Consider the following 19,748-nt stretch of genomic DNA (forward strand, 5'->3'; position numbering starts at 1 on the left):
GGTCTCGTTACTTGCCCGCGTCGGCCGGCTTCACGGTCATCGGCGGGTTCGGCCACAGGCCGTACACGGACGGCGCGTACAGCGCCTCGACACGCGTCGGCGGCAGCCCGAACGTGCCGACGTTGTTCAGCCGCACCGTGTACTCGACCGAGAATTTGCCCTTCGGCAGATAGTCGTAGTACGCGCGGTAGCCGTCGAAGTCGCGCTCGATGAACGCCGGCCACGCGCCGTCCGGCGTCTTCTCGCCCTGCGTCGCGGCTTCGGAGTCGCGGCCGAGGCCCGAGCCGAGGATCGTCGAACCGGCCGGAACCGGATCGTTGACGACGACCCACGTCATGTCGCTCTGCGCATCGATGTCGAGATGCACGCGCACGACGTCGCCGCGCGTCAGCACGCCCTTGACGGCGGGCGACACGGGTGTGACGGTCTTCGTGATCCGGTAGCCGGCGGCGAACGGCGAACGCAGCGGCACGGCTGCGAGGCTTTCGATCGTGGCCCACGGACGGCCCGTGCCGTCTTGCGTGACGGACAGCGTGGCCGGCGCCTGCGACGCGCGCGGCCACGGCAGCATCACGCTGCGGGCCGCGGCGGCGCGGGTGGCCGGGGTGGCCGATGCCGCCGTGTCGGCGGGCGCGGGTGCCGGCGCTTGCGACCACGCGATCGTGCGCTCGTCGCCGCCGAGCGCGACCTTCGTCGCGCCGGCAACCGGCGTGCTCTCGTAAGTGCGCGAGAAGCGCTCGACCGCGAGCAGGCCGAGCGCGTTCGACGTGGTCGTCTGCCATGCGCCCTGGCGCTGCAGGGCGAGCAGGCCGGCCGTCACGCGGGGCATCTCGTCCTTCCACGCCGGGTCACCCGCGAATTCCAGTGCGAGACGTGCCGCGTTGGTCTCGTTGCTGGTCATCAGCCACCACAGGTCGTCGTCGCGTGCAGTCGAGAACACGAGCTGCGTGCCCTGGTACGTGAGGCGTGCGCGCAGGATCTGTTCGACCTGCGCGCGTTTCTCGTCGCGTTGCGGGATGTCCTTCACGCGCGTCAGGATCGCGTGATAGTCGATCACCGCCGACGTCGGCCACTGGTTCGGCGCGATCTCGATCGAGCCGAGCATGCGGCCCTGCGCTGCGCCGTAGCGCGACAGCGCCTCGATCGCGGCGAGCTTGCGGAGGTCGCGATCCTGGCGCGGCGCCCACGTGTTGCGCTCGAGGCGGCCGTCGACGAAGCGCGCGAGCCCGGCTTCGAGCTGCGTGCGAAGGTCTTCCGGCAGCGCGAAGCGCGGGTCGAGACGGCTCGCCTCGTCGGACACCACGAGCAGGTACGACGACAGCGTCGCGCTGCCGGCATGCGAATCGTCGGACGACGGCGGGAAGTAGCTCGCGAGCCCGTCGCTGTCGAGATAGACGGGCATGCGGGCGATCAGCGCCTGCCATTGCGCGGGATCGCGCAGGCCGATCGCGCGCGACGTCTGCTGTTCGAGGCAGCGGTACGGATAGCGCTCGAACCAGCGCTTCACGCCGGGCAGCCCGTCGGCGAGCTTCGACTGCAGCGACACGGCGATGCCGCCGCGCGGCAGGCCTTGCGCGTTGTTCGCGGCACCGGCCGGGGAGGCCACCGGCACCGTCAGCGTGCCGTCGACTTGCGCGAGCGTCGCCTGCTGAACCGTGACCGGCAGCGCGGGCACGACCTTCTGCGCAACCGCCAGCGCGTCGGACGCACGCTTGCCGCCTTGCTCGGCCGCTTCGATGCGCCAGTTCAGCGCACCGGCCGCGTCGAGCGCCTGCTCGGGCACGGTGATCGTCCACGCGACTTCGGTTGCCGTATTGGCCGCCAGCGACACGGTTTGCGGTGCGACCTCGAGGCCCGTCACACGCGGCGTCACGACGACCTGCATCGCGCGGTCGGTCGTGTTGCGCAGCGTGACCTGCGCACGGAACGCGTCGCCTTCGCGCACGAGCGGCGGCAGGCCGGAGATCAACTGCAGATCCTGCGTGCTGCGGATCGACGTGCTGCCGGTGCCGAAGCGGTCGGGGCCGACCGCCGCGATCGCGACGATCCGGAAGCGCGTGAGCGCGTCGTTCAGCGGCACCTCGACGGTCGCGCTGCCGTTCGCATCCAGCGTCACGCGCGGATTCCACAGCAGCAGCGTGTCGAACAGCTCGCGGGTCGGCGCGCTGCCGCCACCGCCGCCGGCCGGCACGGCCTTGCGGCCGAAGTGGCGGCGGCCGACGATTTCCATCTGCGCGGTGGCCGTCTCGACACCGTACGCGCGTCGCCGCAGCATCGCGTCGAGCAGGTCCCAGCTGTTGTTCGGCATCAGTTCGAGCAGCGCCTCGTCGACGGCCGCGACCGCGATCTGCGTGCCGGCCGGCGCGGGCTGGCCGTTCGGCAGCGTGACCTTCACGTGCGCCTGCGCCTTGCTGCGCACCGTGTAGCGGGTCGCGTCGGTCGTCACGGTCACGCCGAGTCGGTGCACGCCCGTGCCGACCTTGATCTCGCCGAGGCCGTAGCGGAACGCGGGTTTCGACAGGTCGACGAACGCGGTCGGCGCTTCATAGTGACGGCCTTCGCGCCAGAACGCGCGCGCCCATTCGACCGGCGCCTTCCAGCCCCACGTGAAGAACGAGTACCACGGCACTTCGCGAATCCGGCCGCGCAGCGCGAGCACCGACACGTAGACGTTCGGCCCCCACGTGTCGCCGACCTTCAGGTCGACCGTCGGGTTCTTGCCGTTCAGCTCGACGATGTGCGTTTCCATCACGCCGCCGCGCTCGACCGCTACCAGCGCGGTCGCGTAGCGGAACGGCATGCGCACCTGGAAGCGGGCGGTTTCGCCCGGTTCGTACGAGGTTTTCTCCGGGATCACGTCGATCCGGTCGGTGTTGTCGCCGCCGAACCAGAGTTCGTCCTCGCGCGTGACCCACACCGATGTCGATGCATTCGACGTGCGGCCGTCGCCGTCCTTGGCAACAGCGATCAGCTGCACGTTGCCGGCCTGTTCGAGCGTCGCGTCGCAGGCCATGCGGCCCTTGTCGTCGGTCTTGCCCGAGCACAGCACACCGAGGTCGCGCGTGTCGCTCTTGTTGTCGTACGCGTAGAAGCCGCCGACCATCCGCTTGCGCGACGACGTCGTGATGCGCGCGACGCCCTTGATCTCGATCGGCACCGACGCGCGCGGCTTGCCTTGCAGGTCGACCGCCAGCGCCTGCACGGGCACGCGCTGGCCGACCGATACCCAGCGGCCTGCCTTGACGCCGGCCACCACCGCGGCCGGCCACAGGATCGTGTCGCCGCGAATCGTCTGCACTTCGCCGTTCGGATCCGCGAACGTCGCTTCGAGCGCGATGCGCTTCGGTGCGTCGACGTCGGGCAGGCCTTTCAGCGTGACCGAGCCCGCACCGTTGCGGTCGAGCGTCAGCGGCAGCTTGTCGGCGATCAGCTTCGTCGCGTCGGGGTCGTTGTTCGACGACGACGCGTTGTCGCCGTCCTGCGAATCGTCGTCGGCATTGCCGTCGCTCGTGTCGGGGCGATACGGCGTGAAGCTGAAATCCTCGAAGCGATCCGCGAACGGTGGCGATGCCCACTTCATCAGCGCCGACACCTGCACCGGCAGGTTCGATGCGCCGCCACCCGACACGTAGTCGATCTGCACCGCGAGCGGCGCTTCCTTCACGGCGACGAGCGGGCTCTTCTGCGCGTCGCGCGCGCCGATCGATCCCTTCAGCACCGGCAGGCGGAACGCCTCGACGCGGAAGCTGCCGCTGTAATAGGTGGCGGTCGGCGCGTCCTCCGGGCCGCCTTCGAGCTCGACGCTGTATTCGCCGAGCTTCGCGGCGGCCGGCAGTGTGAACTGCGAGTCCGCGCTGTGGTCGGCCGCCCACGTGAGCGGCAGCTTGTAGGTCTGGCCCGTGCCGAGATGGCGGATCGTCACGCGCGTCGGGTATTGCGACGGAAACGCGAGGCTCTGCAGCGTTTCGGTGCGGATGAAGTGCTTCATCGACACGGTTTCGCCCGCGCGCAGCAGCGTGCGATCGAATACCGTATGCGCACGCACGGTCGGTGCGCTGTCGGTGTCGGTCGGCACGTTGAAGCGCCACGATTCGATCCCGCGGTTCCAGCCCGAGCTGACGAACGCCATGTCGGGGCCCGTCTTCGGATCGTTCACGCGGGCCGACACGAAGTAGTCGTCGAAGCGTTGCTCCGAGTCGGACGAACTGCAGGCGCGCTTCGATTCGAACGCGCCGTCGATCTTCAGCAAACCCTGCGCATCGGTCTTGCCGGACGCGATCTCGTCGCCGTTGCAGTCCGACACGCGGATCTGCGCATTCGGCACGGGCTTGCCTTTGTCGAGCGTCGTGACCCACACGAGGTTGTTTTCGCGGCCCTGTTTCAGGTGCACGCCGAGGTTGGTGACGAGCACCGTGGTGCGCACGTACATGCTCGACGGTTTCGCCAGCAGCGAGCGGCCGAGCGCGGGCGACGCGAGTTCGAGCACGTAGAAGCCGGGCTTGTCGATCGGCACGCCGACGACTTCGAACGGGCGCAGTGCCTTCGGGTCGGCCTTCGGCAGCGTCAGCGCCTGCACGCCCGGCTGGCCCTTGAGCAGGGTCAGCGAGCGCACGTCGATGCGGCGATCCTTCGGCGCGGGCGCCTTTTCGCCGGCTTCGCGCGGCACGTAGACGGGGTGCTGGCCCTTGCGTTCGAGCAGGCCCGGAATCTGGCTGTCGATCGAGCCGGCCGTCATCGACCAGTTGTCGAAGCGGTCGACGGTGCGCATCCACTGGCGAATCGCCGTGTCGTCGTCGACCTTCAGGTTCGAGAACTGCGCGCCCTGGGTGTTCAGGCCGTCGATATGCAGGTCGGCCTCGACGTTGCGCAGCGTGACGGGCACGAGCGCGGGCGTATCGGGTTCGGCGAAGCGCTCGACGATCCCGAAGGTGCCCGACGAGAATTTCGCGAGCGGCGGCATCGGCGCGGTGCGTGTCGCGAGCGGGAACAGGTCGGCGTTGGACAGCGAGCGGTCGGTCACGTCGCGCAGGCCCGACGGCAATTCGATCGTCAGGCCGGCCTGCTCGGGCAGCGGCGGGTTGAACGTGACGGTGGTGACTTCCTCGCTCTTGTCGTCGGCCGCGAAGGTCGGCGACAGCGAACCGTCAGGGCCGCGCAGCTTGATGGCCTCGGCGTTCTTGCGCGAGATCGGTGCGTTGAACGACAGCGTGAGCGGGCGCAGCGGCGTGCAGGGGGCCTTCGCGTTCTCGCGTTCGCACGAGAAGCTCGCGGCGAACGGTGCGCGTACGGTGAAATCGAAGCGCCGTTCCGTTTCGTTCGGGATCCCGCTCGGGCTCGTGACGCCCTTGCCATACACGAGCTGCATCTTTGCGCTCGCCGGCAGCGCCTGCGCGCACGAAAGCGTCAGCACGCGCGCGGCATCCTTCTTCAGCCCGAAGTGATCGAGCAGTGCGTTGCGCGCATCGTCGTCGGCGGCCGTGACGGGAATGCGGTTGCCGATGCCGGCCGCTTCGCACCAGATGTTCGCGAGCGCCGAGCGCGGTTCGGCCGGGCCGTTCAGCTTCAGCACGAATATCTGCCGTTCCTCGATCTCGCGCGAGCCGGGCCGTACGTTCACCGGGAACGGGCCGCCCGTCTGGAACGTGAAGCGGCGCGGGCCGCTGGCCGCGTTGCCGGCGACCGAGCGCAGCGTGTCGTTGAGCGCGACCGAGCAGCGCACGCCGGGCGGCAGGTCGTTTTCGAAATCGTAAACCCAGGTCTTGTCGTCGAGCCAGTGACCCTGGCCGCGCGCGGCCGTGGAATCGTTGCAGGTGACGCGCGCGGGATTCGGCGCGGAGGCCGAGCCGAACGCGACCATCGGTTCGTCGAACTTGACGACGCTCTGCCGGACTTCGGTGACGGTGCCTTGCGGCGACACGCTCACCGTGCGCGCCGCGAGTGCATGCAGCGACAGTGCCGTGGCGCCGCCGAGCGCCGCGACGGCGCCGATGCGCCAGAGCAGCCGGGTGGTGTGGTGGAGTCGTTTCGCTTTGTTGTGTTTGTCGTGCTGCTTCATCGCTCGATTGCCCTCGGAGGGAAGCTTTCTGTTTGATTGCACGCGATTCTAACCGACCGACATCTGCGCGCATCGCGCCGCACAGTGTGCCGTCGACGTGCGACACTGACGTGCGTGCCGCAACTTTGTCGCGCCGACGATACAAAAATGCAGCGAAATGTCGATTGTCTCGGATTGCGGAACATTTAATGGACTATAAAAAGATTGTTCGTTCCGATTTGTGCGCGTACATTTCAGGTCCGCGCCAATGTTTGAGAAATATCAAGCGTGGTTTTCCCGAATCCGGTGTTCGAGAGAAGGAAACATGCACAACGACAACACTCCCCACTCGCGTCGTGAAAGCGACGCAACCGCAAGCGGTATCACGCGGCGTCAATGGTTGCAGGGCGCACTGGCGCTGACGGCGGCGGGCCTCACGGGCTCGCTGGCGTTGCGGGCCCTGGCCGACGATCCCGGCACCGCGCCGCTCGATACGTTCATGACGCTCTCCGAAGCATTGACAGGCAAGAAGGGGCTGAGCCGCGTGCTCGGCCAGCGCTTCCTGCAGGCCTTGCAGAAGGGCTCGTTCAAGACGGCCGACAGCCTGCCGCAACTCGCCGGCGCACTCGCGTCCGGTTCGCTGAATCCCGACCAGGAAACACTCGCGCTGAAGATTCTTGAAGCGTGGTATCTCGGCATCGTCGACAACGTCGTGATTACCTACGAAGAAGCATTAATGTTCAGCGTCGTATCCGATACGCTCGTGATCCCGTCGTATTGCCCGAACAAACCCGGCTTCTGGGCCGAAAAACCGATCGAGAGGCAAGCCTGATGGCCGATACCGATACGCAAAAGGCCGATGTCGTCGTCGTCGGGTCGGGTGTCGCAGGCGCGATCGTTGCACACCAGCTCGCAATGGCGGGCAAGTCGGTGATCCTGCTGGAAGCCGGCCCGCGCATGCCGCGCTGGGAAATCGTCGAGCGCTTCCGCAATCAGGTCGACAAGACCGATTTCATGGCGCCGTACCCGTCGAGCGCATGGGCGCCGCATCCGGAATACGGCCCGCCGAACGACTACCTGATCCTGAAGGGCGAGCACAAGTTCAACTCGCAGTACATTCGCGCGGTGGGCGGCACGACGTGGCACTGGGCCGCGTCGGCGTGGCGTTTCATCCCGAACGACTTCAAGATGAAGACCGTGTACGGCGTCGGCCGCGACTGGCCGATCCAGTACGACGACCTCGAGCATTACTACCAGCGCGCCGAAGAGGAACTCGGCGTGTGGGGCCCGGGCCCCGAGGAAGACCTGTACTCGCCGCGCAAGGAGCCGTACCCGATGCCGCCGCTGCCGTTGTCGTTCAACGAGCAGACGATCAAGAGCGCGCTCAACGGCTATGACCCGAAGTTCCACGTGGTGACCGAGCCGGTCGCGCGCAACAGCCGCCCGTACGACGGCCGGCCAACCTGTTGCGGGAACAACAACTGCATGCCGATCTGCCCGATCGGCGCGATGTACAACGGCATCGTGCACGTCGAGAAGGCCGAGCAGGCCGGCGCGAAACTGATCGACAGCGCGGTCGTCTACAAGCTCGAGACCGGGCCGGACAAGCGCATCGTCGCGGCGATCTACAAGGACAAGACCGGCGCCGACCATCGCGTCGAGGGCAAGTACTTCGTGATCGCCGCGAACGGTATCGAGACGCCGAAGATCCTGCTGATGTCCGCGAACCGCGATTTCCCGAACGGCGTCGCGAACAGCTCCGACATGGTCGGCCGCAACCTGATGGACCATCCGGGCACCGGCGTGACGTTCTACGCGAACGAGAAGCTGTGGCCGGGCCGCGGCCCGCAGGAGATGACGTCGCTGATCGGTTTCCGCGACGGCCCGTTCCGTGCGACCGAAGCCGCGAAGAAGATCCACCTGTCGAACATGTCGCGCATCAACCAGGAGACGCAGAAGATCTTCAAGGGCGGCAAGCTGATGAAGCCCGAGGAGCTCGACGCGCAGATCCGCGACCGTTCCGCGCGCTTCGTCGAGTTCGATTGCTTCCACGAAATCCTGCCGCAGCCGGAGAACCGCATCGTGCCGAGCAAGACGGCGACCGACGCGATCGGCATCCCGCGCCCGGAGATCACGTATGCGATCGACGACTACGTGAAGCGCGGCGCCGTGCATACGCGCGAGGTCTACGCGACGGCAGCGAAGGTGCTGGGCGGTACGGAAGTCGTCTTCAACGACGAGTTCGCGCCGAACAACCACATCACGGGCGCGACGATCATGGGCGCGGATGCACGCGACTCGGTCGTCGACAAGGACTGCCGCACGTTCGACCATCCGAACCTGTTCATCTCGAGCAGCTCGACGATGCCGACCGTCGGTACGGTGAACGTGACGCTGACGATCGCGGCGCTCGCGCTGCGGATGTCGGACACGCTGAAGAAGGAAGTCTGACCGTGCGGAAATCTACTCTCACCTTCCTCCTCGCCGGCTGTCTCGCGCTGCCGGGCCTCGCACGCGCGGCCGATGCCGCCGATCCGGCGCTGGTCAAGCGCGGCGAATATCTCGCAGTCGCGGGCGACTGCATGGCATGCCACACCGCGAAGGGCGGCAAGCCGTTCGCGGGCGGTCTCGGCATGCCGATCCCGATGCTCGGCAAGATCTATACGAGCAACATCACGCCCGATCCCGAGACGGGCATCGGCAACTGGACGGCCGAGGACTTCGAGCGCGCGGTGCGCCACGGGGTGTCGAAGAACGGCGACAACCTGTATCCGGCGATGCCGTACGTGTCGTACGCGAAGATCAACGACGACGACGTGCAGGCGCTGTACGCGTACTTCATGCACGGCGTCGAGCCGGTCAAGCAGGCGCCGCCGAAGAACGAGATTCCCGCGCTGCTGAGCATGCGCTGGCCGCTGAAGATCTGGAACTGGCTGTTCCTGAAGGACGGCGCGTACGAGCCGAAGCCGGCGCAGAGTGCCGAGTGGAACCGCGGCGCGTATCTCGTCCAGGGTCTTGCCCACTGCAGCACGTGCCACACGCCGCGCGGCATCGCGATGCAGGAGAAGTCGCTCGACGAGACGGGCGGCAGCTTCCTGTCGGGTTCGGTGCTCGCGGGCTGGGACGGCTACAACATCACGTCCGACGCCAACGCTGGGATCGGCGGCTGGACGCAGCAGCAACTCGTCCAGTACCTGCGCACCGGCAGCGTGCCGGGTCTCGCGCAGGCGGCTGGCCCGATGGCCGAGGCGGTCGAGCACAGCTTCTCAAAGATGACCGAAGCCGACATCGGCGCGATCTCGACGTACATTCGCACGGTGCCGGCCGTCGCCGGTGGCGACGCGAAGCAGTCGCGCTCGTCGTGGGGCAAACCGGCCGAGGACGGCCTGACGCTGCGCGGCGTCGCGCTCGCGTCGTCGGGCATCGATCCGGCACGGCTGTATCTCGGCAACTGTGCGACCTGCCACCAGATGCAGGGCAAGGGCACGCCGGACGGCTATTACCCGCCGCTGTTCCACAACTCGACGGTCGGCGCACCGAATCCGACCAACCTCGTGCAGGTGATCCTGAACGGTGTACAGCGCAAGGCCGGCAGCGAGGACGTCGGGATGCCGGCGTTCCGCCACGAGCTGTCGGATGCGCAGATCGCCGCGCTGACGAACTACCTGACCGGGCAGTTCGGCAATCCGGCCGCGAAGGTGACCGAGCAGGACGTCGCGAAGCTGCGCTGATGCGGCGCGCGACGAAGCAGGGCGATAACTGACAAGAGGAGGAGCACTGCACATCGGGTTGTTGCAGAGCGGGGCGGGCGGCGCAGGCAGCCACCCGTCCTGGTTCATTCGCAATCCGGTGCGCCGGGCGTGTTTGCGCCATGCGCATCGCTTTCGTTGATCGACACCATGACACCGAATCAACCGTTTCTCGCGTCCCAGCGCGATGTGCTGCTGCTGCTTGCCCGGATCCTGCTTGTGATCCTGTTCGTGATGTTCGGCTGGAAGAAGATCGTCGACTTCCCCGGGACCATCGCGTTCATGGGTTCGGAGGGCGCGCCCGCGCCGATCATCTCCGCCGCGATCTCCGTCGTGATGGAGCTGTTCGTCGGGATCGCGATCCTGGTCGGCTTCCAGACGCGCCCGCTCGCGCTGCTGCTGGCGCTCTATACGATCGGCACCGGCATCATCGGCCATCACTACTGGACGATGACGGGCGGCGAGCAGATCAACAACATGATTCATTTCTACAAGAACATCGCGATCTCCGGCGGCCTGCTTTCGCTTTGCGCAGCGGGCCCCGGGCGTTTTTCGATCGATCGCGGATAAACAGACCCTGGGCGCGCGCATGGGGCACGTGCTGGAAGGTCGAGACTCCGAGGGGGCATCATTTTGCGACTCAAACATTTCGCATGGCTGATCGCGGCCGCCACACCGGCGGCCGCTTTTGCACAGACGAGCGTGACGCTTTACGGCCGCGTCGACGGCGGCATCGAATACCTGAACCACATCGCGAAGCCGAATGGCGGCAGCGGGACCCGCTGGAGCGCCGAAAGCGGCGACTGGGGCACCAGCATGTTCGGGCTGAAGGGCATCGAGGATCTCGGCGGCGGGCTGTCGACGGTCTTCGACCTGGAAACCGCGTTCCAGGTGATGAACGGCCAGACGGGCGGCGGGCGCATGTGGTCGCGGCGTGCGTATGTCGGGCTGAAGAGCAACACGTGGGGCCAGCTGCAGGCCGGCCGCAACCTGTTCATCGACAGCGACGGCGTGTGGGAATTCGACCCGTTCGTGCAGCAGGCGTTTTCGTCGGCGTCGCTCGTGCGCGGCCGCAACTGGCAGCAGACCAGCAACAACATCGAGTATCACAGCCCGGTGATCGGCGGCTTCGACGTGCAGGCGCAATACGCGTTCGGGAACCAGTCGCGCGGCTTCAACTACGGCGCGGCCGACGACTTCGGCCGCTCGGACGGGATCATGATCTCGTACCACTCGCCATTGCTCGATGTGCGCGGCATCTACGATGAATTGCGCGACAACAACGGCAAGTTCAGCAACATCTTCACCGCGTCGCGCGAGTATTTCGTCGGCGCGAACGTCAAGGTGTCGAAGTTCAAGATCCAGGGCGCGTATACGCACTACCAGGCGCCGGACAGCCCGGCCGGTGTGGCCGATCGCGCCGATCACTACTGGCTCGGCGCGACCTATTCGGCGACGCCGCAATGGGCCGTGACGGGCGGCGGTTACTACGTGAAGGTGGGCGACGGCGGCGGCGATGCGTCGCATGATCCGTCGGGGCACGCGATGATGTACGTGCTCGGCACCACGTACAACCTGTCGAAGCGCACGTTCCTGTATGGCACGGTTGCGTATGTACGCAACGGCGGCAACTCGAACTTCTCGCTGCTCGCGACGCCGCGCGATGCGACATCGGGGACAAGCCCGATGACGGGCGAGTCGCAGACGGGCGCGTATGTGGGGATGATGCATACGTTCTGAGCGGCGAAGGTATACGACTTGTACACAACAACGCACGGGCGGTTGCCGTCCGTGCGTTGTTGCGTTTACGGCGCGTGGCAGGCGCCGGTCAGAATCCGCACGCGTCGGTCGACGTCAGCGTCGCGAACGGACCATTAAGCGTCGCGTTGTGATGCGCGACGATCCGCTCGGCCGGCAGTTCGAGCGTATCCATGCAGGTGTGCGCGTCGGCGACGAGCGCCGCGCGAAAGCCGTGATCGGCGGCCGCACGGCACGCTGTGTCGACGCAATACTGGGTCTTCATTCCCACGATGACGATCTCTCCGATCCCGGCCGCATGCAGCCACTCGGCGAGCGGCGTGCCGGTGAAGCAACTCGACCGCGTTTTGGCGAACACGGTATCGCGTGCAGCATCGATCGCGAGTTCCGGCAGCAGTGCGGTCAGCGGCGAGTCGAGCGCAATCGGCGAACCGGCGGGCCCGGTGTGCCGGACGGCGAACACGGGCGCACCGGCTTCATGCGCGCGACCGATCAACCGGTTGATGTTCGCGAGCATGCGCTCGCCGTCGTACGGACGCTCGGGGCCGTGAAACAGGCCGACCTGCATGTCGACGACGAGCAGCGCGCGTTTCGGGGAAGAGACTTCGGGCATTGCGTTTCTCCTGAATGACCGATACGGACGGAGAAACGACAAGACCCCGTCCGGAACCGGCGGGGCCTGTGAGGGGTTGCGCTACGACCTTGCGCGCACTCGCCGCACGAGCCCGCCGAAGGCGGTCGTGCGCGTCGTGGTCGAGAAGGTGGTCGTGGTGTGGCGCATGGAGCGATCATGCCCGATGCGCGTGCACCACGTCAATCGCGCATCCGGCATCGGCCGCCGGTCAGTCGAGCGCCTTCCCGGCTTTTTCGTCCATGCAGCGGATGGCAAGCAGCGTGAACACACCGCAACCAATCGCATACCACGCAGGCGCATTCGGGTTACCGGTCGCCGCGATCAGCCACGTGACGAAGAACTGCGCGAAGCCGCCGAAGATCGCGACGCCCACGCTGTACACGAGTGCACCGCCAGTCGCGCGCACCGCACGCGGGAACAGCTCGCCGAGCATCGCGCCGGTCGCGCCGATGTTGATCGCATGCACGATCGACAGCGCGGCGATGATCGACAGCAGCGACGCGGCGCCCGGCCAGCGGTTCAGCGCGATGAACGCCGGATAGATCGAGGCCATCAGCACGATGCGCGTCCACCACACGATCCGGTTGCGCCCGTAGACGTCGGACAGGTGGCCGCCGATCGGCGTCACGAGCATCAGGATCGCGCCCGCGACGCAGCCGGCCGTCATCGACAGCCAGGTCGGCAGGTGCAGCACCTGCACGCCGTAGATCGCCATGTAGAACACGATGATGTAGTGGATCGACGTGCCGCCGATCGTCACGCCGAGGCCCGCGAACACGGCCTTGCCGTGATGGCGCAGCACGTCGGCGAGCGGCAGCGATGCGACCGGCTCGTCGTGCGTGGCGGCGGGCGCGGCGGCCGGCACTTCCTCGACGGTGCGGCGCAGCCAGTAGCCGAGCGGCACGAACAGCGTGCCGATGATGAACGGTACGCGCCAGCCCCAGCTTTCGAGCTGCGCGGCATTCAGCGTCGACGTCAGCGCGACGCCCGTCAGCGCACCGGCGAGCGCGGCGAGCCCCTGGCTCGAGAACTGGAACGATGCGTAGAAGCCGCGACGATGCTGCGGCGCCTGTTCGAGCAGCAGCGTCGTCGACGCACCGACTTCGCCGCCTGACGCGAACCCTTGCAGCAGGCGCGCGAGCACGAGCAGCAGCGGGGCGGCGAGGCCGACCTGCGCGAAGGTCGGCGCGACGGCGATCGTCGCGGTGCCGAGCGCCATCAGCAGCAGCGTGAGGATCATCGCCTTCTTGCGGCCGGCGCGGTCGGCATACATGCCGATCACGAGCCCCCCGAGCGGACGCGTGACGAAGCCGACGCCGAAGCTCGCGACCGCGAGCATCAATTGCCCGAACGGCGAATGCACGGGAAAGAACAGCTTGCCGATCAGGATTGCGAAGAAGCTGTAGACCGTGAAGTCGTAGAACTCGAGCGCGTTGCCGACGGCGGCGGCCGCGATCAGCCGGCGTTTCTTCGCGGCGGCGCGTGCATCGACCGGCGTGCCGGCGAGCGAAAGGGCGGACGTTTCCATGTGGGGCTCCCCCGGTTGGCGCGAAACGATGGGATGAAGGGCCGTCAGGCCGCGAGCCAGGCTTCGGCGATGCGAACCCAGTAGCTCGCGCCGATCGCGAGAATGTCGTCGTTGAAGTCGTAGCCGGGGTTGTGCACCATGCAGCCGCCCTTGCTGCCGATCCCGTTGCCGATGAACGCGTAGCAGCCGGGGCGCGCTTCGAGCATGAACGCGAAGTCCTCGCTGCCCATCAGCGGCGCGGCGTCGGTTTCGACGCGCTCGGCGCCGAGCATCCGGCGCGCGATGTCGGCCGCGAATGCAGTCGGCTCCGCGTGATTGACGAGCACCGGGTAGCCGTAGTCGTAGTCGACTTCGGCCGTGACGCCGAAGCTTTCCGCCTGGCCTTTCACGAGCGCCTCGATGCGGCGCGCGAGCAGCGCGCGTACGTCGGCGTTCAGCGCACGCACCGACAGTTTCATCACGACGGTTTCGGGAATGATGTTGAACGTCTCGCCGGCCTGCACGCTGCCGACCGTGATCACGGCCGCATGTTGCGCATCGACCTCGCGCGCGACGATCGTCTGCAGCGCGACCATGATGCTGCCCGCGGCCGACATCGGATCGCGCGCGAAATGCGGCATCGCGCCGTGGCCGCCGACACCGCGCAGCGTGATCGTCACGCGGTCGGCCGACGCCATCGCGGCGCCGGTGCGGAAGGCCATGTCGCCGGCTGCGCGGCCCGGCATGTTGTGGATCGCGAAGATCGCGTCGCACGGGAAACGATCGAACAGGCCGTCATCCATCATCGCCTTCGCGCCGCCGAAGTTTTCTTCGGCCGGCTGGAAGATCAGGTTCAGCGTGCCGGAGAACTGGCGCGTTGCCGCGAGGTGGCGCGCCGCGCACAGCAGCATCGCGGTGTGGCCGTCGTGGCCGCACGCATGCATCTTGTTCGCATGGCGGCTCGCGTACGGCAGGCCCGTGGCCTCCGCGAGCGGCAGGGCATCCATGTCGGCGCGCAGCCCGACCGTGCGCGTGCCTTGCCCTTCGCGCAACACGCCGACCACGCCCGTCTTGCCGATGCCGCGATGCACGTCATAACCCCAGCCGGTGAGCAGCTCGGCAACGAGATCGCTCGTGAGCGTTTCCTCGAACGCGAGTTCGGGGTGAGCGTGGATGCGGCGGCGCACCTCGACCAGCTCGGGTGCGATCGCGGCGATACCGGGGATGACGGGGTTCACGGCTTGCAGCATGGTGTCTCCTGGGGGGGGCAGGTGGGGCGCTTGGTGCACATATGACGAGCAAGCATATAAATTTCTTTTGCGTACCAGAAGCTGATAAATTGCTTTGGTGCTCACCACCGGTTGCCGCTCGGGAATACCCTGAGCCGGTGTGTGCCGTGCAGCACAGGGTTTCCACGGATCACGCGTCGCCGCCATGAAATACCATCAGCTGAAAGCGTTCGTCACCGTCGCGGAAGAGGGGAGCATTCGCGCGGCCGCGCGGCGCCTGAACGTGTCCCCGGCGGCGCTGACGAAGGCGGTCAAGGAGCTGGAGATCGCGCTCGGCGTGTCGCTCGTCGTGCGCACCGCACGCGGCGTGCAGCTCACCGCGTTCGGCCAGCAACTGCAGGTGCGCGCACGGCTGATCGTCGCCGAAATGCAGCGCGCCCGCGACGACATCGAGCAGGCGCAAGGGGCGATGACGGGCTCCGTTGCGGCGGCGGTCACGCCGGCCGCCGCGGTGACGATCCTGCCCGATGCGTTTCGCGCGTTCCGGCGGCGTTTTCCGGTGGCGCGCGTCAGTATCGTCGAAGGGTTTCCGGGCGTCGCGCTGCCGCGGCTGCACGACGGCTCGCTCGATTTCGCGGTGGCCGTCGTCGTGCCCGAACTGCTGGCCGCCGAGTTCGACCATGCCGAACTGTATTCGAGCCGTTCGCTGATCGTCGCGCGCAAGGGGCATCCGCTCGCATCGGCCACGTCGCTCGCCGATCTCGTCGAAGCCGACTGGCTGATGAATCCGTCACCCGAAAGCTCGACGCAGGTGCTGTTCAATTCGTTCGTCGCCTACGGGTTGCCGGTGCCGGCGCGCGTCGTCGAATGTCCGAGCTTCGGGCTCGCGCGCAGCCTGATGATGGGCTGCGACCTGATTGCATCGATGCCCGAGCAACTGCTGCAGGGCGAGTGGGCGCGCGACCAGTTCGCGATCCTGCCGATCCGCGAGCGGTTGCCGGCCGTATCGGTGCAGGTCATCACGCGTCGCGACAGCCCGCTGACGCCGGCCGCGGCGATGCTGCTCGACTGCCTGCGCGATTCCGCGAGGCGCAAGGGGCTGCTGTGAACCAGTACACGCAGCAAGCGACCGTCATTGCATCGTTATCCTGACGATCACGCGTGTGGCATTGCCGTCGTCCGGCCGGCATGTGGCTTGTGCAGCGGGCACGTCATTCCGGCTCGAGCCGCGCGAGCCGGTATCATAGCGGCCGGCCCGCCGCTCCGGCCGGCCTCCAACAACATCGCCATCCGGCATCCAGCAATCAGAGGCATTTCATGACCAGTGCAACCCAATTCGACAACGTATCGGTCGTCAAGCGCGCGAACGTCTATTTCGACGGCAAGTGCGTGTCGCATACCGTGCTCTTCCCGGACGGCACGCGCAAGACGCTCGGCGTGATCCTGCCGTGCGCGCTCAACTTCGGCACCGATGCGCCCGAATTGATGGAAGTGCAGGCAGGCAAGTGCCGCGTGAAGCTCGACGGCAGCAGCGAATGGCAGACCTACGGCGCCGGCGAATCGTTCTCGGTGCCGGGCAAGAGCCGCTTCGACATCGAAGTGCTCGAGACGCTCGATTACGTCTGCAGCTACCTGTAAAACGCACACGCGCAGCAAAGAAAAGCCCCGCCGAAGCGGGGCTTGTCACAAGCGGATGGCGCAAGGCCATCCGAAGCGCCTGTTCTCGTTACAGGCAGGCGTTGATGTCGCCGGCCGACGATGCATCGCCACCGCGGAAACCAACCCAGGTCTTTGCGTTGGCGGCGTTGGCCGGGCGCACGATGGCCGCGGCGCCATTCGGCGGCTGCTGGCCCGGTGCATACACGGCCATCGCGAGGCCGTTTGCGAGTTCATACTGCGACGTCACTTGTTGCTGCGACTTGTCGGCCCAGGTCTTGGCGATGCACTGCGCGACCTGGTCGGCGGGTTTCTGGCTTTGTCCCACGTTTTGGAGGGCAGAATCAGCTGCATGAGCAGAAAATGCCACGGTCAATGCGATGAGCGGTAAGTATTTTGCGTTCACGTTATCTCCCTCGAGTCGTGATTGATTGAGTGGGATGCGCAGCAGGACTGCGTGCAAGTGAGATCGCATCGGGCAAGCACGGTTCCGGCTATTCCGAAACAAGTTGTTAACGCGCTTGCCAAATGGCGGCTCCGATGCTGTGCACTTTGCTGCGGCACGGCATGCATCGTGTGCGGCTCGACGTCATGCGTGGCGTGGTCGGCGCGCTGCCCGGTCGTGTGGTGAAGTGACGGTCGCGGCGAGCGGCATGCGTCTGCATGCCGTGCCGCAACTCTTTATTTGATTGCGCAGTGGAATGGCTGATTGTTGGCCCCGTCGCATGAGCACCATGATGACAAACTTTCGTCCGTCGAATTGTTAACCAACTTTAAACGCGGAAAGCGACGGAATGCGATGCGGCACGCGAGGGGCGTGTCGCATCGTGCGGAGCGTTGACGCGAGGGGGTCGTGCGCGGCGAGGGCGCCGCGCAGCGCGGTGGGTCAGCCGGCCTTGCGCGTGCCGATGTCGCGCAGGTTGGCCGGGACGATCGGGCGGAAGCGCTCGCGCTTCTGTTCGTCGTCGAAGTGCTGGAGCGCGGGCTTGATCAGGTCGCTGCGCGACACGATGCCGGTGATGCGCAGCGATTGCTCGTCGGCGACGACGGGCAGGCGCTCGAGCCCGAGCATCGCGAGTCGCGACGCGACGACACGGCACGTTTCGTGCGCCTGGGCGACCGCCGGCGCACGGTTGGCGAACGCGCCCGAGATCGGCGTGTCGGCCGCGGCCTGTGCGCGCTGCGCATCGAGTGTCGCGCGATCGACGAGACCGAGCAGGCGTCCGTTCTGCACGACCGGGTACGCACGGTGCGTCTGCTTCGCGCCGAAGTACTGCGATTCGACGGCATCGAGCGTCGCTGCGCCGTCGATCGCGACGAGCCGCTCGGCGGACGTCATCACTTCGCCGATGTCGTGCCGCTCGAGCGGATCGACGCCGTATTCGCGATAGATGTGATAACCGCGACGCGCGATCTTTTCCGTCATGATCGAGCGCTTCATCACGATGGTCGAGAAACCGTGCGCGACGAGCGTCGCCGCGAGCAGCGGCAGCAACGCGTTCGCGTCGTGGGTGAGGCCGAACGCGAACACGATCGCGGTCAGCGGGGCGCCGAGCGTCGCGCCGAGCGTCGCGGCCATACACACGAGCGGCCACAGCGCCGGGTCGCCGCCCGGCAGCATCGGTGACAGCACGGTGCCGAGGCCGGCGCCGAGCATCAGCAGCGGGGCGAGCACGCCGCCCGATGTGCCCGAGCCGAGCGCGATCACCCACATCACGGCCTTCACGATCAGCAGCGCGAGCGCGATCTTCAAGGCGATGTGCTGGTGCAGCAGGTCGCCGATCACGTCGTAGCCGACGCCGAGTGCGCGCGGCTCGAGCCAGCCGCCGATGCCGATCACGATCGCGCCGAGCGCGGGCCACCACATCCAGTGCACCGGCAGCTTCGCGAAGGTGTCCTCGACGCGGTAGAGTGCCGCCGACAGCCCGCATGCGAGCATGCCCGACAGCAGGCCCGCGACGATGCACGACAGCAGCGCGACAGGTGTCGGCGCGGCCGTGGTCAGCGGAAACAGCGGATCGACGCCGAAGAACACGGCGCGGGCGAAACCGGCCACCGCGCATGCCAGCGCGACCGGCAGGAAACTGCGCGGACGCCATTCGAACAGCAGCAATTCGACCGCGAGCAGCACGGCGGCGACCGGCGTGCCGAACACGGCCGTCATGCCGGCGGCCGCACCCGCGACGAGCAGCGTCTTGCGCTCGGCGGCGGTCACGTGCACGCACTGCGCGATCAGCGAGCCGAGCGCGCCCCCCGTCATGATGATCGGGCCTTCCGCGCCGAACGGGCCGCCGCTGCCGATCACGACGCCGGACGACAGCGGCTTGAGGATCGCGACCTTCGGCGACATGCGGCTCTTGCCGAACAGGATCGCCTCGATCGCTTCGGGAATGCCGTGGCCGCGGATCTTTTCCGAACCGAAGCGCGCCATCATCCCGACGATCAGCCCGCCGATCACCGGGATCACGATCACCCATGCGCCCAGCGTGTTGTTCGCGGGCGAGCGGTCGACGAACGAGAACTGCTGGAAGAAAAACAGGTTCGTGAACAGATGGATCAGGCTCAACAACACGAACGCGGCAAGCGTGCTGAGCAGGCCGATCCCGGCGGCAAGCAACGCGATCCTGGGCAGGCGTTCGTTGGTCGAGAAATCGCGTTTGTGTGGTGCGTTCATCGGCGTGGAAAAAGCAAGGGTCAGTAATCGATCTGCGGAACCTGGAACGCGTCCTTGAGCGACTTCAGCTCGGCGCGATGCATGGCCGCGAGGCGGGCGAGCAGCGTCTCGCCGGCCGGTTCGAGGTGGACCTCGACCTGCCGGCGATCCGCTTCACTCGTCTTGCGCTTCACGAGGCCGAGCGCTTCGCAGCGCGTGACCAGCGCGACGACACCGTGATGCTGCGCCTGCAGGCGTTCCGCGAGTTCGCCGATGGTTGCCCATTCGCGATGCGGGTAGCCCTTGATGTGCAGCAACAGCAGGTATTGCAGCGGCGTCACGCCTTCGCTTTGCGCGGCGCGCTCGGAGAAGCGCTCGAAGCGGCGCATCTGGTAGCGGAACTCGGACAGTTGCTGGAAATCGCTTTTCGCCAGCGCGCGTCGGGTATCGTTCATCGGGTGCGGTCGGTCAGTTTTGGTAGCGGCAAATATATCACAACATGATATAAATGGCAGAATTGTGGCGAGT

Annotated in this window: 14 protein-coding genes; 7 read left to right on the forward strand and 7 right to left on the reverse strand. The window is 66.9% G+C overall.

What is annotated here, in order from left to right:
- Positions 1 to 7 precede the first annotated feature (7 nt).
- Positions 8 to 6,055: an alpha-2-macroglobulin gene (locus tag HAV18_RS01650; RefSeq protein WP_166951827.1), complete on the reverse strand. Its 6,048-nt coding sequence runs from the start codon at positions 6,053 to 6,055 to the stop codon at positions 8 to 10.
- 304 nt (positions 6,056 to 6,359) lie between these two features.
- Between HAV18_RS01650 and HAV18_RS01655 the strand changes: the two genes are divergently transcribed.
- The 5 genes from HAV18_RS01655 (at position 6,360) to HAV18_RS01675 (ending at position 11,523) form a co-directional block, all read left to right on the forward strand.
- Entirely contained in the window at positions 6,360 to 6,866 is a 507-nt protein-coding gene (locus HAV18_RS01655; protein ID WP_166951829.1) for a sugar dehydrogenase complex small subunit, read from the forward strand.
- On the forward strand, positions 6,866 to 8,485 hold the full coding sequence (locus tag HAV18_RS01660; protein WP_166951831.1) for a GMC family oxidoreductase: 1,620 nt from the start codon (positions 6,866 to 6,868) through the stop codon (positions 8,483 to 8,485). Before HAV18_RS01655 ends, HAV18_RS01660 begins: the two co-directional genes overlap by 1 nt.
- A gap of 2 nt (positions 8,486 to 8,487) precedes the next feature.
- Positions 8,488 to 9,765 (forward strand): cytochrome c, encoded by a 1,278-nt coding sequence (locus HAV18_RS01665; RefSeq protein WP_166951833.1) that lies wholly within the window; start codon positions 8,488 to 8,490, stop codon positions 9,763 to 9,765.
- Between the two features lie 168 nt (positions 9,766 to 9,933).
- Complete coding sequence (locus HAV18_RS01670) at positions 9,934 to 10,353, forward strand: DoxX family protein (protein ID WP_166951836.1); 420 nt, start codon at positions 9,934 to 9,936, stop codon at positions 10,351 to 10,353.
- A 63-nt stretch (positions 10,354 to 10,416) separates the two neighbouring features.
- Positions 10,417 to 11,523, forward strand: coding sequence for a porin (locus HAV18_RS01675; RefSeq protein ID WP_166951838.1), 1,107 nt, complete (start codon positions 10,417 to 10,419; stop codon positions 11,521 to 11,523).
- A gap of 88 nt (positions 11,524 to 11,611) precedes the next feature.
- On the opposite strand, the gene HAV18_RS01680 is transcribed toward HAV18_RS01675, so the two are convergent.
- The 3 genes from HAV18_RS01680 to HAV18_RS01690 all read right to left on the reverse strand — a co-directional run bounded on the left by HAV18_RS01680 (position 11,612) and on the right by HAV18_RS01690 (position 14,932).
- Entirely contained in the window at positions 11,612 to 12,154 is a 543-nt protein-coding gene (locus tag HAV18_RS01680) for a cysteine hydrolase family protein (RefSeq protein WP_166951840.1), read from the reverse strand.
- 229 nt (positions 12,155 to 12,383) lie between these two features.
- A complete protein-coding gene (locus HAV18_RS01685; RefSeq protein ID WP_166951842.1) occupies positions 12,384 to 13,703 on the reverse strand; it encodes an MFS transporter in 1,320 nt (439 codons plus the stop codon).
- A 44-nt stretch (positions 13,704 to 13,747) separates the two neighbouring features.
- Positions 13,748 to 14,932, reverse strand: a complete 1,185-nt coding sequence (locus tag HAV18_RS01690; RefSeq protein ID WP_166951844.1) for a M20 aminoacylase family protein — start codon at positions 14,930 to 14,932, stop codon at positions 13,748 to 13,750.
- 184 nt (positions 14,933 to 15,116) lie between these two features.
- On the opposite strand from HAV18_RS01690, the gene HAV18_RS01695 reads away from it, so the two are divergent.
- Positions 15,117 to 16,019 (forward strand): LysR substrate-binding domain-containing protein, encoded by a 903-nt coding sequence (locus HAV18_RS01695; protein ID WP_059666054.1) that lies wholly within the window; start codon positions 15,117 to 15,119, stop codon positions 16,017 to 16,019.
- A 209-nt stretch (positions 16,020 to 16,228) separates the two neighbouring features.
- A complete protein-coding gene (locus tag HAV18_RS01700) occupies positions 16,229 to 16,549 on the forward strand; it encodes a pyrimidine/purine nucleoside phosphorylase (RefSeq protein ID WP_006478890.1) in 321 nt (106 codons plus the stop codon).
- An 88-nt stretch (positions 16,550 to 16,637) separates the two neighbouring features.
- On the opposite strand, the gene HAV18_RS01705 is transcribed toward HAV18_RS01700, so the two are convergent.
- From HAV18_RS01705 to HAV18_RS01715, 3 genes are all read right to left on the reverse strand, one after another.
- A complete protein-coding gene (locus HAV18_RS01705; protein ID WP_081436670.1) occupies positions 16,638 to 16,973 on the reverse strand; it encodes a hypothetical protein in 336 nt (111 codons plus the stop codon).
- Positions 16,974 to 17,453: 480 nt separating this feature from the next.
- Complete coding sequence (locus HAV18_RS01710) at positions 17,454 to 19,241, reverse strand: chloride channel protein (protein WP_166951846.1); 1,788 nt, start codon at positions 19,239 to 19,241, stop codon at positions 17,454 to 17,456.
- 20 nt (positions 19,242 to 19,261) lie between these two features.
- Complete coding sequence (locus tag HAV18_RS01715) at positions 19,262 to 19,675, reverse strand: MarR family winged helix-turn-helix transcriptional regulator (protein WP_085037382.1); 414 nt, start codon at positions 19,673 to 19,675, stop codon at positions 19,262 to 19,264.
- Positions 19,676 to 19,748: the final 73 nt, after the last annotated feature.

It is taken from the genome of Burkholderia sp. D-99, from assembly GCF_011605345.1.
Taxonomy (GTDB): domain Bacteria; phylum Pseudomonadota; class Gammaproteobacteria; order Burkholderiales; family Burkholderiaceae; genus Burkholderia.

Coding starts and splice junctions, on each gene's coding strand:
- HAV18_RS01655 (WP_166951829.1), top strand. CDS start 6,360: ATGCACAACGACAACACTCCCCACTCGCGTCGTGAAAGCGACGCAACC.
- HAV18_RS01650 (WP_166951827.1), bottom strand. CDS start 6,055: ATGAAGCAGCACGACAAACACAACAAAGCGAAACGACTCCACCACACC.
- HAV18_RS01700 (WP_006478890.1), top strand. CDS start 16,229: ATGACCAGTGCAACCCAATTCGACAACGTATCGGTCGTCAAGCGCGCG.
- HAV18_RS01685 (WP_166951842.1), bottom strand. CDS start 13,703: ATGGAAACGTCCGCCCTTTCGCTCGCCGGCACGCCGGTCGATGCACGC.
- HAV18_RS01715 (WP_085037382.1), bottom strand. CDS start 19,675: ATGAACGATACCCGACGCGCGCTGGCGAAAAGCGATTTCCAGCAACTG.
- HAV18_RS01670 (WP_166951836.1), top strand. CDS start 9,934: ATGACACCGAATCAACCGTTTCTCGCGTCCCAGCGCGATGTGCTGCTG.
- HAV18_RS01710 (WP_166951846.1), bottom strand. CDS start 19,241: ATGAACGCACCACACAAACGCGATTTCTCGACCAACGAACGCCTGCCC.
- HAV18_RS01680 (WP_166951840.1), bottom strand. CDS start 12,154: ATGCCCGAAGTCTCTTCCCCGAAACGCGCGCTGCTCGTCGTCGACATG.
- HAV18_RS01695 (WP_059666054.1), top strand. CDS start 15,117: ATGAAATACCATCAGCTGAAAGCGTTCGTCACCGTCGCGGAAGAGGGG.
- HAV18_RS01660 (WP_166951831.1), top strand. CDS start 6,866: ATGGCCGATACCGATACGCAAAAGGCCGATGTCGTCGTCGTCGGGTCG.
- HAV18_RS01690 (WP_166951844.1), bottom strand. CDS start 14,932: ATGCTGCAAGCCGTGAACCCCGTCATCCCCGGTATCGCCGCGATCGCA.